At 59.6% G+C, this 12,764-nt stretch carries 13 protein-coding genes; 9 read left to right on the plus strand and 4 right to left on the minus strand.

The genetic code is table 11. The annotated features are described in order from the left end of the window. On the minus strand, positions 1–123 hold the full coding sequence (locus ACOYXE_RS20480; protein WP_256677627.1) for a hypothetical protein: 123 nt from the start codon (positions 121–123) through the stop codon (positions 1–3). Here ACOYXE_RS20480 and argS point away from each other — a divergent pair. The 9 genes from argS (at position 122) to ACOYXE_RS20525 (ending at position 10,589) form a co-directional block, all read left to right on the plus strand. After that, positions 122–1,858 carry an arginine--tRNA ligase gene (argS, locus tag ACOYXE_RS20485; RefSeq protein WP_460926511.1) on the plus strand — a complete coding sequence of 579 codons (1,737 nt, stop codon included), beginning with the start codon at positions 122–124 and terminating at the stop codon, positions 1,856–1,858. The two genes, ACOYXE_RS20480 and argS, sit on opposite strands and share 2 nt — an antisense overlap. 1 nt (position 1,859) lies before the next feature. Continuing rightward, positions 1,860–2,576: an SPOR domain-containing protein gene (locus tag ACOYXE_RS20490; RefSeq protein ID WP_007909385.1), complete on the plus strand. Its 717-nt coding sequence runs from the start codon at positions 1,860–1,862 to the stop codon at positions 2,574–2,576. A 234-nt stretch (positions 2,577–2,810) separates the two neighbouring features. Further along, positions 2,811–3,341 carry an ATP-dependent protease subunit HslV gene (gene hslV, locus ACOYXE_RS20495; RefSeq protein WP_016984593.1) on the plus strand — a complete coding sequence of 177 codons (531 nt, stop codon included), beginning with the start codon at positions 2,811–2,813 and terminating at the stop codon, positions 3,339–3,341. Between the two features lie 54 nt (positions 3,342–3,395). Next, positions 3,396–4,733 carry an ATP-dependent protease ATPase subunit HslU gene (gene hslU / locus ACOYXE_RS20500; protein ID WP_160055086.1) on the plus strand — a complete coding sequence of 446 codons (1,338 nt, stop codon included), beginning with the start codon at positions 3,396–3,398 and terminating at the stop codon, positions 4,731–4,733. Positions 4,734–4,809: 76 nt separating this feature from the next. Next, complete coding sequence (locus ACOYXE_RS20505; protein WP_141127262.1) at positions 4,810–5,181, plus strand: gamma-butyrobetaine hydroxylase family protein; 372 nt, start codon at positions 4,810–4,812, stop codon at positions 5,179–5,181. A 258-nt stretch (positions 5,182–5,439) separates the two neighbouring features. After that, entirely contained in the window at positions 5,440–7,119 is a 1,680-nt protein-coding gene (gene phaC, locus ACOYXE_RS20510) for a class II poly(R)-hydroxyalkanoic acid synthase (protein WP_077570403.1), read from the plus strand. 142 nt (positions 7,120–7,261) lie between these two features. Continuing rightward, on the plus strand, positions 7,262–8,116 hold the full coding sequence (gene phaZ / locus ACOYXE_RS20515; protein ID WP_034152967.1) for a poly(3-hydroxyalkanoate) depolymerase: 855 nt from the start codon (positions 7,262–7,264) through the stop codon (positions 8,114–8,116). A 139-nt stretch (positions 8,117–8,255) separates the two neighbouring features. Beyond that, positions 8,256–9,938 (plus strand): class II poly(R)-hydroxyalkanoic acid synthase, encoded by a 1,683-nt coding sequence (phaC, locus tag ACOYXE_RS20520; RefSeq protein WP_160055080.1) that lies wholly within the window; start codon positions 8,256–8,258, stop codon positions 9,936–9,938. Between the two features lie 30 nt (positions 9,939–9,968). Continuing rightward, on the plus strand, positions 9,969–10,589 hold the full coding sequence (locus ACOYXE_RS20525; protein WP_122855557.1) for a TetR/AcrR family transcriptional regulator: 621 nt from the start codon (positions 9,969–9,971) through the stop codon (positions 10,587–10,589). Between the two features lie 271 nt (positions 10,590–10,860). Here ACOYXE_RS20525 and ACOYXE_RS20530 read toward each other — a convergent pair whose 3' ends face one another. The 3 genes from ACOYXE_RS20530 to ACOYXE_RS20540 all read right to left on the minus strand — a co-directional run bounded on the left by ACOYXE_RS20530 (position 10,861) and on the right by ACOYXE_RS20540 (position 12,698). Then, positions 10,861–11,784, minus strand: a complete 924-nt coding sequence (locus ACOYXE_RS20530; protein ID WP_160055077.1) for a phasin family protein — start codon at positions 11,782–11,784, stop codon at positions 10,861–10,863. Between the two features lie 10 nt (positions 11,785–11,794). Beyond that, positions 11,795–12,217, minus strand: a complete 423-nt coding sequence (locus tag ACOYXE_RS20535) for a phasin family protein (RefSeq protein ID WP_095113427.1) — start codon at positions 12,215–12,217, stop codon at positions 11,795–11,797. Between the two features lie 205 nt (positions 12,218–12,422). Further along, on the minus strand, positions 12,423–12,698 hold the full coding sequence (locus tag ACOYXE_RS20540) for a polyhydroxyalkanoic acid system family protein (protein WP_007909364.1): 276 nt from the start codon (positions 12,696–12,698) through the stop codon (positions 12,423–12,425). Positions 12,699–12,764 lie beyond the last annotated feature (66 nt).

Genomic DNA, 12,764 nt, shown 5'->3' on the forward strand with positions numbered 1-12,764 from the left:
TCACCACATATCCATAACCTGCCTGCTAAGGTTGGCAAGCCCGTCTTCGCAACGGATAATGCCCAGTTTTTCCACCCGCGCATCAATGCGCCCGCCGCGCTTGCGGTCGAAAGAGAAGACCATGAAAGACACCATTCGCCAGCTGATCCAACAAGCCCTCACCCAACTCGTCAACGAAGGTGTGTTGCCTGAAGGCCTGTCGCCGGCGATTCAGGTGGAGAACGCCCGGGACAAGACCCACGGTGATTTCGCCAGCAACATCGCCATGATGCTGGCCAAGCCTGCGGGCATGAAACCGCGCGATCTGGCGGAAAAAATCATCGCCGCACTGCCGGCTGACGAGAACGTCACCAAAGCCGAAATCGCTGGCCCGGGCTTCATCAACTTCTTCCAGAACACCCAGGCTTTGGCCTCGCGTCTCGACGCTGCCTTGGCTGATGCCCATGTTGGCGTACGCAAGGCCGGCCCTGCGCAGCGCACCGTGGTCGACCTGTCGGCACCGAACCTGGCGAAAGAAATGCACGTCGGCCATTTGCGCTCGACGATCATCGGCGACGGCGTGGCCCGCGTCCTTGAGTTCCTTGGCGACGAAGTGATCCGTCAGAACCACGTCGGCGACTGGGGCACCCAGTTCGGCATGCTGATGGCGTATCTGCAGGAAAACCCGATCACCAGCGACGAGCTGTCGGATCTGGAAAACTTCTACCGCGCCGCCAAACAACGTTTCGATGAATCCGAAGAATTCGCCGACTGCGCCCGTGGCCTGGTGGTCAAGCTGCAGGCCGGTGATGCCGAGTGCCTGGCGCTGTGGACCAAGTTCAAGGACATCTCGCTGTCGCACTGCCAGAAGATCTACGAACTGCTCAACGTCAAACTGACCATGGCCGACGTGATGGGCGAAAGCGCCTACAACGACGACCTGATCAACGTGGTCAACGATCTGAAAGCCGCAGGCATGCTGGTCGAGAGCAACGGCGCCCAATGCGTGTTCCTCGACGAGTTCAAGAACGCCGACGGCGACCCGCTGCCGGTGATCATCGTCAAGGCTGATGGCGGTTACCTGTACGCCACCACTGACCTGGCAGCCGTGCGCTATCGCAGCGGCAAACTAAAAGCCGATCGCGCGCTGTACTTTGTCGATCAGCGTCAGGCCCTGCACTTCCAGCAAGTGTTTGCCGTGGCGCGCAAGGCCGGTTTCGTCACCCATCCGATGGAAATGGAGCACATGGGCTTCGGCACCATGAACGGCGCCGACGGCCGTCCGTTCAAGACCCGTGACGGCGGCACCGTGAAGCTGATCGATCTGCTGACCGAAGCGCAGGAACGCGCCTACAGCCTGGTGAAAGAGAAGAACCCGGAGCTGGCCGAAGACGAACTACGCAACATCGCCAAAGTCGTCGGCATCGGCGCGGTGAAATACGCCGACCTGTCGAAGCACCGCACCAGCGACTACAGCTTCAACTTCGACCTGATGCTGAATTTCGAAGGCAACACTGCGCCTTACCTGCTGTACGCCTACACCCGCGTCGCGGGTGTGTTCCGCAAACTCGGCAAGGACTTCAGCGAAGTCGATGGCCAGATAGTATTGGAAGCGGCGCACGAACAAGAGCTGGCGGCAAAACTGGCGCAGTTCGGTGAAGTGCTGAATAACGTGTCCGACAAAGGCACGCCGCACATTCTCTGTACTTATCTGTACGACGTTGCCGGTCTGTTCTCCAGCTTCTATGAGAACTGCCCGATCCTCGCCGCCGACACCCCGGCCCAGATGCAGAGCCGTCTGCGTCTGGCCGCGCTGACCGGTCGCACCCTCAAGCAAGGCCTGGAGCTGTTGGGTCTGGAAACTCTGGAGCGTATGTAAGTTGGCTGCCAAGAAAAAACCTGCACCCAAACGTGGCGCCAGCCGTTACCAAGCTCCTGCGAAGCAACCGATTCCGGGCTGGCTGTGGATGGCCATCGGCCTGACAGTCGGCGCGTTCATCGTGTTCCTGATGAAGCTGGAGCCGGGCAAGGGCAGCGACACGGTCAAGCGTGAGAAGGTCGAGCAGGCACAACAGCAGAAAGCGTCGAAGATTGCCGAGGCCAACAAGACCCCGCCGAGCCCGACGCAACCGGTCAAGCCGAAGTACGACTTCTACACCCTGCTGCCGGAATCAGAGGTGATCGTGCCGCCGGACGCCGTGCCGGAGAAGACCTTGCCGACGCCACAAGTGCCGGCCATCCCGACCACGCCGGTGACCCCGGCGGAAGCGGCGAAGATCGACACCGCGCGCGCGCAGGCAGCCCTGGCCGGGATTACCCCACCGCCAGCGCCACCAGTGAGCAAAGCGGCGCCGGTGACCAAGTTCTTCCTGCAGGCCGGCTCGTTCCGCAAGGAAACCGATGCCGACAAGGTCCGCGCGCAGATCATTCTGCTCGGTCAGGCGGTGGCGGTTGAGTCCGGCACAGTGAAGGATGAAACCTGGTACCGCGTACTGGTCGGCCCGTTCAGCAACCGCGAACAACTGACCACCGCGCAGAAACAACTGGCCGGCGCCGGCTTCAGCAACCTGTTGTTACAACAACGCCAGAGCCGCTGATTCCACCAGTAGTACCGCGTCATCGTTCATTCGCGAGCAGGCTCGCTCCCACAGGAATAACGCAGTCCCTGTGGGAGCGAGCCTGCTCGCGAAGGCGTCTTATCAAGCACTAGATCCCCCCGATCAAACACCCGCCGTTCGTCCCTGCGCACCCTCCCCGGTTGAAATCCTCTCCAGCACCCCCATATGAATGGGCATAAGGCACTTTCGCCCCGCTGTGTGGAGACTCTTCCCTTGACCACCATCGTTTCAGTCCGCCGTCACGGCAAAGTCGTCATGGGCGGCGACGGCCAGGTTTCTCTCGGCAATACCGTGATGAAAGGCAACGCGAAAAAAGTCCGTCGCCTGTACCACGGCCAGGTCATCGCCGGTTTTGCCGGTGCCACCGCCGACGCCTTTACCCTCTTCGAACGTTTCGAAGGCCAGCTTGAAAAACATCAGGGCCACCTGGTGCGCGCCGCTGTCGAACTCGCCAAAGAATGGCGCACCGACCGCTCCCTGAGCCGCCTCGAAGCCATGCTCGCGGTGGCCAACAAAGACGCCTCGCTGATCATCACCGGCAACGGTGACGTGGTCGAACCTGAAGATGGCCTGATCGCCATGGGTTCCGGCGGCGGCTATGCGCAAGCCGCCGCCAGCGCGCTGCTGAAAAAGACCGACCTGTCGGCCCGCGAAATCGTCGAAACCGCCCTTGGCATCGCCGGCGACATCTGTGTATTCACCAACCACACTCAGACCATTGAGGAGCAGGATCTCGCTGAATAAGCCTGACGCGGCCCTGTGCCACGGCTTGTTTCTGCTTGAGGACCGTCAATTATTATGTCCATGACTCCCCGCGAAATCGTCCACGAACTCAACCGCCACATCATCGGCCAGGACGATGCCAAGCGCGCCGTCGCGATTGCCCTGCGCAACCGCTGGCGCCGCATGCAGCTGCCTGAAGAGCTGCGCGTTGAAGTGACCCCGAAGAACATCCTGATGATCGGCCCGACCGGTGTCGGTAAAACCGAAATCGCCCGTCGTCTGGCGAAACTGGCCAACGCGCCGTTCATCAAGGTCGAAGCGACCAAGTTCACCGAAGTCGGCTACGTTGGCCGCGACGTCGAGTCGATCATCCGTGATCTGGCCGACGCTGCGATCAAGATGCTCCGCGAGCAGGAAATGACCCGCGTTCGCCATCGCGCTGAAGATGCTGCCGAGGATCGTATCCTCGACGCACTGCTGCCGCCGGCGCGCATGGGCTTCAGCAATGAAGAAGCGCCGAGTAGCGATTCCAACACTCGTCAGCTGTTCCGCAAGCGCCTGCGCGAAGGTCAGCTGGACGACAAGGAAATCGAGATCGAAGTCGCCGAAGTTGCCGGCATCGAAATCGCCACGCCGCCTGGCATGGAAGAGATGACCAACCAGTTGCAGTCGCTGTTCGCCAACATGGGCAAGGGCAAGAAGAAGGCGCGCAAGCTCAAGGTCAAAGAAGCGCTGAAACTGGTGCGCGACGAAGAAGCCGGGCGTCTGGTCAATGAAGAAGAGCTGAAGGCCAAAGCGCTGGAAGCGGTTGAGCAGCACGGCATCGTGTTCATCGACGAGATCGACAAAGTCGCCAAACGTGGCAATGTCGGCGGCGCCGATGTCTCCCGTGAAGGCGTACAGCGCGACCTGCTACCGCTGATCGAAGGCTGCACCGTCAACACCAAACTGGGCATGGTCAAGACTGACCACATCCTGTTCATCGCGTCCGGTGCGTTCCACCTGAGCAAGCCGAGCGATCTGGTGCCTGAGCTGCAAGGTCGCCTGCCGATCCGCGTCGAACTCAAAGCCCTGAGCCCGTCGGACTTCGAGCGCATCCTCAGCGAACCGCACGCTTCGCTCACCGAGCAATACTGCGCGCTGCTGAAAACCGAAGGCCTGAACATCCAGTTCCAGCCGGAAGGCATCAAGCGTCTGGCGGAGATCGCCTGGCAGGTCAACGAGAAGACCGAGAACATCGGTGCCCGTCGTCTGCACACGCTGCTTGAGCGTTTGCTCGAAGAGGTGTCGTTCAGTGCCGGCGATCTGGCCAGCACCCACGATGAGAAGCCGATTCTGATCGACGCCGAATACGTCAACAGCCACCTCGGCGAATTGGCGAAGAACGAAGACCTGTCCCGTTATATTCTGTAAAGCGGCAAGCTCCGAGCTACAAGCGGCAAGCTGAGTTAAGCTTGCAGCTTGTTGCTTGCAGCTCAAGGCTGTTTTTATGATTCCTACCGACATCAAACTGCACAAAGCCTCGAAAACCCTGACGCTCACCTACGCGTCCGGCGAGGAATACACCCTGCCCGCCGAATTCCTGCGCGTGCATTCGCCCTCCGCCGAGGTCCAGGGCCACGGCAAACCGATCCTGCAATTCGGCAAGATCAACGTCGGTCTGAGCAAGCTGGAACCGGCCGGTCACTACGCACTGAAACTGACCTTCGACGACGGTCACGACAGCGGCTTGTTCACCTGGGATTATCTCTACGAGCTGGGGCGACGTTATGACGCACTCTGGGCCGATTATCTGGCCGAGCTCAAAGCCGCCGGAAAAACCCGCGACCCGAACGAGTCGATCGTCAAGCTGATGCTCTAGCCCGAGCCTTGCGCTCATTAGAGGGCATTTTCTAAATTCATCTGTTTGAATGCTCCGCTGTGTGGCCGAGGATCGGCCCGCTTGCGAAAAAAATTAAACTCGGGTAACCAATGGAGCTGGCAAGTTCCCTGCAGTGCTCTACGACTGTAAAGCAGCTATGCAGAATTAACGGTCACCCGAGCAGTAGTACCTGGCATTGGCTGTGGAACTGCACAGCAGAAAACCGGGTACTCGTCTCAGGACAATGGAGCGTCGTAGATGAGTAACAAGAATAACGATGACCTGAAGTACCAAGCCTCGGAAAACACCCTGGGGCTTAATCCCGTCGTTGGGCTACGCGGAAAGGATCTGCTGGCCTCTGCTCGTATGGTGCTGAAACAGGCCATCAGACAACCGATCCATAGCGTCAAGCACGTCACCCATTTCGGCCTCGAACTGAAGAACGTGTTGTTTGGAAAATCCGAACTGCAACCGGCTGGCGATGACCGTCGCTTCGCTGATCCTGCGTGGAGCCAGAACCCGCTCTACAAACGTTATCTGCAAACTTACCTGGCGTGGCGCAAGGAACTCCATGCCTGGATCGATGACAGCAGCCTGTCACCCAAAGACATTGCCCGCGGCCACTTTGTCATCAACCTGATGACCGAAGCCATGGCCCCGACCAACACCGCCGCCAACCCGGCCGCCGTGAAACGCTTCTTCGAAACCGGCGGCAAAAGCCTGCTCGACGGTCTCTCGCATCTGGCCAAGGATCTGGTGCACAACGGCGGCATGCCGAGCCAGGTCAACATGGGCGCGTTCGAAGTCGGCAAGAGCCTCGGCGTCACCGAAGGCGCGGTGGTGTTTCGCAACGACGTGCTGGAGCTGATCCAGTACAAGCCGATCACCGAGCAAGTCCACGAGCGCCCTTTGCTGGTGGTGCCGCCGCAGATCAACAAGTTCTACGTATTCGATTTGAGCCCGGACAAGAGTCTGGCGCGCTTCTGCCTGCGCAATAACGTGCAGACGTTTATCGTCAGCTGGCGCAACCCGACCAAAGCACAGCGCGAGTGGGGCCTGTCGACCTATATCGACGCGCTGAAAGAAGCCGTCGACGTGGTCACCGCGATTACCGGCAGCAAAGACGTGAACATGCTCGGCGCCTGCTCCGGCGGCATCACCTGCACCGCCCTGCTCGGCCATTACGCGGCGATCGGCGAGAAGAAGGTCAATGCCCTCACGCTGCTGGTCAGCGTGCTCGACACGACGCTGGACAGCGACGTCGCCCTGTTCGTCGACGAGCAGACTCTGGAGACCGCCAAGCGCCATTCGTACCAGGCCGGCGTGCTCGAAGGCAAAGACATGGCCAAGGTCTTCGCCTGGATGCGTCCCAACGACCTTATCTGGAACTACTGGGTCAACAACTACCTGCTCGGCAATGAGCCGCCGGTGTTCGACATCCTGTTCTGGAACAACGACACCACCCGGTTGCCCGCTGCGTTCCACGGCGACCTGATCGAGATGTTCAAAAACAACCCACTGATCCGCCCGAATGCACTGGAAGTGTGCGGCACGCCGATCGACCTCAAGCAGGTCACGGCCGATATCTTCTCGCTGGCCGGCACCAACGACCACATCACGCCGTGGAAGTCCTGCTACAAGTCGGCGCAGTTGTTCGGCGGCAAAGTGGAATTCGTGCTGTCGAGCAGTGGGCATATCCAGAGCATTCTGAACCCGCCGGGCAACCCGAAATCGCGCTACATGACCAGCGAAGAAGTGGCTGCCAATGCCGATGAATGGCAAGAGAACTCGACCAAGCACACCGACTCCTGGTGGCTGTACTGGCAGACGTGGCAGGCCGAGCGCTCGGGCAACCTGAAAAAGGCCCCGCTGAAACTGGGCAATAAAGCGTATCCGGCGGGTGAAGCCTCGCCGGGCACTTACGTTCACGAGCGGTAACTGACACACCCGGCCCAATGTAGGAGCTGCCGCAGGCTGCGATCTTTTGATTCTGTTTTTAAAATCAAGATCAACAGATCGCAGCCTTCGGCAGCTACTACACAGGGGGCGGGGTGTACTTGAAATCCACAGGGCCTGACGCATGCCGCAACCGTTCATATTCCGTACCGTCGATCTGGATGGCCAGACCCTCCGCACGGCGGTACGCCCCGGCAAGCCTCACTTGACGCCCTTGCTGATTTTCAACGGCATCGGCGCCAACCTGGAGCTGGTGTTTCCGTTTGTCGCGGCACTGGATCCAGATCTGGAAGTGATCGCCTTCGACGTGCCCGGTGTCGGCGGTTCCTCGACGCCGAACCGGCCGTATCGCTTTCCCGGTCTGGCCAAGCTGACCTCGCGCATGCTCGATTACCTCGACTACGGTCAGGTCAACGTCATTGGCGTGTCGTGGGGCGGCGCGCTCGCGCAGCAGTTCGCCTACGACTACCCCGAGCGCTGCAAGAAACTGGTGCTGGCGGCGACCGCTGCCGGTGCGGTGATGGTGCCGGGCAAACCGAAAGTGCTGTGGATGATGGCCAGTCCCCGGCGCTACATCCAGCCGTCCCATGTGATCCGCATCGCCCCGCTGATCTACGGCGGCTCGTTCCGTCGCGACCCGACGCTGGCGGCCAGCCACGCCGCGAAAGTGCGTTCGGCGGGCAAGCTCGGTTACTACTGGCAACTGTTCGCCGGCTTGGGCTGGACCAGCATTCACTGGCTGCACAAGATCCATCAGCCGACGCTGGTGCTGGCCGGCGATGACGATCCGCTGATCCCGCTGATCAACATGCGCATGCTCGCCTGGCGCATTCCCAACGCCCAACTGCACATCATCGACGACGGTCATCTGTTCCTGATTACCCGCGCCGAAGCGGTGGCGCCGATCATCATGAAATTCCTCCAGGAGGAACGTCAGCGCGCGGTGATGCATCCGCATCCGACACCGCTCGGCGGTTAAACCCGGCGGCAGGCTTTATGCAGGCCTTTGGCAAAGAGTGCGCGGCAGGACGCCGCGCAGGCAACAACCCGCAACAGCGTCTATGGTGTTCTGGTTCGGTGAGTTTGTTTTTGGCCTGAAGACGAAGGAGTGTTGAGTCATGCGCGACAAACCAGCGACGGGCGTAGTGCCCAGCCCCGCCGTGTTCATCAACGCACAAAGTGCGATCACCGGCCTGCGTGGGCGGGATTTGATTTCGACCTTGCGCAATGTGGCAGCCCATGGCCTGCGTAACCCGATCCACAGTGCGAAGCATGCCTTGAAACTCGGCGGCCAATTGGGCCGCGTGCTGCTCGGCGAAACTCTGCACCCGACCAATCCGAACGACAGCCGCTTCGCCGATCCGGCGTGGAGCCTCAACCCGTTTTACCGGCGTAGCCTGCAGGCCTATCTGGCCTGGCAGAAGCAGGTCAAAAGCTGGATCGATGAAAGCAACATGAGCCCGGACGATCGCGCTCGTGCGCACTTCGCCTTCACCCTGCTCAACGACGCCGTGGCGCCGTCGAACACCCTGCTCAATCCACTGGCGGTCAAGGAGCTGTTCAACTCCGGTGGGCACAGCCTGGTGCGCGGTCTCAGTCATTTGTTCGATGACCTGCTGCACAACGACGGCTTGCCACGTCAGGTGACCAAACAGGCTTTCGAGGTCGGCAAAACCGTCGCCACCACCACCGGCTCGGTGGTGTTTCGCAACGAGATGCTGGAACTGATCCAGTACAAACCGATGAGCGAAAAGCAGTACGCCAAGCCGCTGCTGGTGGTGCCGCCGCAAATCAACAAGTACTACATTTTCGACCTGAGCCCGCACAACAGCTTCGTCCAGTACGCCCTGAAAAACGGTTTGCAGACGTTCATGATCAGTTGGCGCAACCCGGATGTGCGCCATCGCGAATGGGGCCTGTCGACCTACGTCGAGGCTGTGGAAGAAGCGATGAACATCTGCCGGGCGATCACCGGCGCCCGCGAGGTCAACCTGATGGGCGCCTGCGCTGGCGGGCTGACCATCGCCGCGCTGCAAGGGCATTTGCAGGCCAAGCGGCAGCTGCGAAGGGTTTCCAGCGCGACGTATCTGGTCAGCCTGCTCGACAGCGAAATCGAAACCTCGGCTACGCTGTTTGCCGATGAGCAAACCCTCGAAGCGGCCAAGCGTCGCTCCTATCAGAAAGGCGTGCTCGAAGGTCGCGACATGGCCAAGGTCTTCGCTTGGATGCGCCCCAACGATCTGATCTGGAGCTACTTCGTCAACAACTACCTGCTGGGCAAAGAGCCGCCGGCCTTCGACATCCTCTACTGGAACAACGACAACACCCGTCTGCCCGCCGCGTTTCACGGCGACTTGCTGGACTTCTTCAAGCACAACCCGCTGACCCATCCGGGTGGACTTGAGGTCTGTGGCACGCCGATCGATCTGCAGAAAGTCACCGTCGACAGCTTCAGCGTCGCCGGCATGAACGACCACATCACACCGTGGGATGCGGTGTATCGCTCGACCCTGCTGCTCGGTGGCGAGCGGCGTTTCTTGCTGTCCAACAGCGGCCATGTGCAGAGCATTCTCAACCCGCCAAGCAACCCGAAAGCCGCGTACGTCGAGAACGGCAAAATGAGCAGCGACCCGCGCGCCTGGTACTACGACGGCAAGCACGTCGACGGCAGTTGGTGGCCGCAGTGGCTGGAATGGATTCAACAACGCTCCGGCGCCCAGCACGAAACCTCGTTCACCCTCGGCAATCCGAACTATCCACCGATGGAGGCAGCGCCCGGTACTTACGTGCGTGTGCGCTGACGCTTAACCGAACTTTTCTAAGAAGACTGGATGAAAACCCGCGACCGGATTCTCGAATGTGCTTTGCAACTGTTCAACGAAAAGGGCGAGCCGAACGTTTCCACCATGGAGGTGGCCAACGAAATGGGGATCAGCCCGGGCAATCTCTACTACCACTTCCACGGCAAGGAACCGCTGATTCTCGGGTTGTTCGAACGCTTCCAGAATGAACTGGCGCCACTGCTCGATCCGCCAGCGGATGTGGAACTGGCACCTGAGGATTACTGGCTGTTTCTGCATTTGATCGTCGAGCGGCTGGCGCAGTATCGCTTTCTGTTTCAGGACCTGTCGAACCTCGCCGGACGACTGCCAAAACTGGCCAAGGGCATTCGACATCTGCTCAATGCGTTGAAGCGCACCCTAGCGTCGTTGCTGGCGCGGTTGAAGGCTGGGGGGCAGTTGGTCAGTGATACGCAGGCGTTGGGGCAGTTGGTGGAGCAGATCACCATGACGCTGCTGTTTTCGCTGGATTATCAGCGGATTCTGGATCGGGAGGGTGAGGTGAGATTGGTCGTGTACCAGATCATGATGCTGGTAGCGCCGCACTTGCTGCCGCCGGTTAAGGTCGCCACCGAACGCATGGCCCTGCAGTACCTTGAAGATCACGACTGAATCAAAAACCCCTCCCCCTAACCCTCCCGAAACGTCGGACCGCCCGGAGGGAGAGGGGACTGATCCGGGGATGCTGATGAGCTACGCCGACCTGAAATTTCTCTGTTGAATCCATAATCGACTCGGTTTTTCAGGTCGATGCATGACGCAAGACATTGCGGTCGGCTCCCTCTCCCTCCGGGAGAGGGCTGGGGTGAGGGTAAGCTTTTAAAAAGCACAAACAAAAACGCCCGACCTTCACAGGCCGGGCGTTTTGTTTTGCCCTGAAGAATCAGGACTGACTGGTTGGCGTCGACGGGGTCGATGCAACAGTCGGGGTAGCCGCCGGAGTCGGTGCCGCGGCGGAGTTCGACGCGCTCACCGGGGCTGCCGGAGTGGCCGGCCTGGCTGCAGCAGGTGCTGCTGGCTTCGGCGCTGCGGCTTTCGGCGCGGCCGGTTTTTTCACTGCCGGTTTCTTCGCTGCTGCCGGTTTGGCCGCAGGCTTGGCAGCTGGTTTGGCCGCAGCGGTTTTCGCTGCTGGCTTGGCGGCTGGTTTCGCTGCAGTTTTGGCCGCAGGTTTTGCTGCAGTTTTGGCAGCGGCTTTGGCGGCAACCGGTTTGGCTGCAGCTTTGGCTGCGGGCTTGGCGGCAGCGGTTTTCGCAGCCGGTTTAGCCGCGGCTTTTGCCGCGGGTTTAGCTGCCGCTTTGGCCAGTGGCTTGGCAGCAGACTTGGCCGCTGGTTTGGCCGCAGCCGTTTTCGCTGCCGGTTTTGCCGCAGCGGTTTTCGCCGCCACAGGCTGGGCTTTCAGACCGGTGAGTTTCTCGATCTGTTTGGTCAGTGTGTCGACCTTGCTGTTGAGTGCTTTGACTTCATTGCGGCTCGGTACACCGAGGCGCGAAATCGCGCTGTTCAGGCGCTTGTCGAAAGCCCCTTCCAGCTCGTCCCACTTGCCCAGTGCGCGATCTTTCACGCCGCTGATGCGCGACTTGGCCGAAGAAGCGGAGTCCTTGGCGGCATCGACTTTTTTGCCGACTGCGGACTTGGTGAGCTTCTCGGCTTTCTCGCCGTCTTTGACCAATGTATCGAAGAGCTTGCTGCCGTCAGTGTCGATCTTCGAGTACACGCCTAAACCAGCCAGCCAGATTTTGCGGGAGTAGTCTTCGACTTTCCCGATCCACGAGCTGCCTTCTTTATCGGTGTTCTTTTTACCAGCCATCCCGTTCTCCTTAAGATTTACGCGCGACGCGTTCGAGCAATGCCGTCAGCTCATCGAGCTTAGCAGAGAGTGTCTCAACGTCATGTTTAGACGGAATGCCGATACGATTCAAGGCGCTTGCTACGCGGGAGTCGAACGCCTTCTCGACCTTGTCGAGCTGAACTTCGACACGACCTTTGAAAGAACTCACTTCGCTCTTGGCTTCATCGATCTCGGCGTTGGCCGCTTCGAGTTTTTCGGTGACGGCTTTTTTGCCTTTCTTTTCAACAGTTTGACCAGCTTTGATCAACTCTTGAAAGTAGTCGCTGCCCTCTTGGCCGACCTTGGCGTAGGCACCCAGGCCTGCCAGCCAGATCTTGCGGGCATAGGATTTGACGTCGCTCAGAGCAGAAGTCGAAACGTCGATTTTTTTCTTCAAAATAACTTTGGCCATGGTGCACCCCACGCGCAGAAGGTTTGAGGAACTGCCCGGGAAAGTGTCGGGCTCAGGCACAAAGTAGGCAGAAAAATTAGAAACGGCACCCTAACAACTGACATGAATCGGTGGTGCCTGAATGAAAAGATCGCAGCCTTCGGCAGCTCCTACAGGGGAATGTGTACGTCTGTAGGAGCTGCCGAAGGTTGCGATCTTTTGATGTTCAAACCAAAGCTTTGTCGAGGGCTTTTTCGATTTCGGCTTTGATCATGCCGCTCATGGCCGACATCATCAGGCCCAGCTCAACGTCGACCTTGATCGAATCGTCCGCCACATGCACCGCGCCTTTCACGCCCGAGCGCTTGAGGTTCAGGGTGTCGCCGGACCATTGCGGCTCCAGGCCATATTGCTCGGAGAGTTTTTGCGCCAGCTTGTCGGCCTTCTCGCGGGCAGCTTCCTTACCCAGATTGTGGGCACGCTCAACAGTGATTTTGGCCATTGATTGACTCCTGCTTTTTGAATGGGGCGAAAAAGATGTGTCGGTAAATCTTGACCGCCGCTGCGG

It is taken from the genome of Pseudomonas sp. MC6 (genome assembly GCF_054790575.1).

What these genes read in the sequence shown, in the direction of transcription:
- phaC (WP_077570403.1), top strand. Translation starts at nt 5,440, where the DNA reads ATGAGTAACAAGAATAACGATGACCTGAAGTACCAAGCCTCGGAAAAC.
- phaZ (WP_034152967.1), top strand. Translation starts at nt 7,262, where the DNA reads ATGCCGCAACCGTTCATATTCCGTACCGTCGATCTGGATGGCCAGACC.
- ACOYXE_RS20525 (WP_122855557.1), top strand. Translation starts at nt 9,969, where the DNA reads ATGAAAACCCGCGACCGGATTCTCGAATGTGCTTTGCAACTGTTCAAC.
- ACOYXE_RS20540 (WP_007909364.1), bottom strand. Translation starts at nt 12,698, where the DNA reads ATGGCCAAAATCACTGTTGAGCGTGCCCACAATCTGGGTAAGGAAGCT.
- argS (WP_460926511.1), top strand. Translation starts at nt 122, where the DNA reads ATGAAAGACACCATTCGCCAGCTGATCCAACAAGCCCTCACCCAACTC.
- hslU (WP_160055086.1), top strand. Translation starts at nt 3,396, where the DNA reads ATGTCCATGACTCCCCGCGAAATCGTCCACGAACTCAACCGCCACATC.
- ACOYXE_RS20480 (WP_256677627.1), bottom strand. Translation starts at nt 123, where the DNA reads ATGGTCTTCTCTTTCGACCGCAAGCGCGGCGGGCGCATTGATGCGCGG.
- ACOYXE_RS20530 (WP_160055077.1), bottom strand. Translation starts at nt 11,784, where the DNA reads ATGGCTGGTAAAAAGAACACCGATAAAGAAGGCAGCTCGTGGATCGGG.
- ACOYXE_RS20535 (WP_095113427.1), bottom strand. Translation starts at nt 12,217, where the DNA reads ATGGCCAAAGTTATTTTGAAGAAAAAAATCGACGTTTCGACTTCTGCT.
- phaC (WP_160055080.1), top strand. Translation starts at nt 8,256, where the DNA reads ATGCGCGACAAACCAGCGACGGGCGTAGTGCCCAGCCCCGCCGTGTTC.
- ACOYXE_RS20505 (WP_141127262.1), top strand. Translation starts at nt 4,810, where the DNA reads ATGATTCCTACCGACATCAAACTGCACAAAGCCTCGAAAACCCTGACG.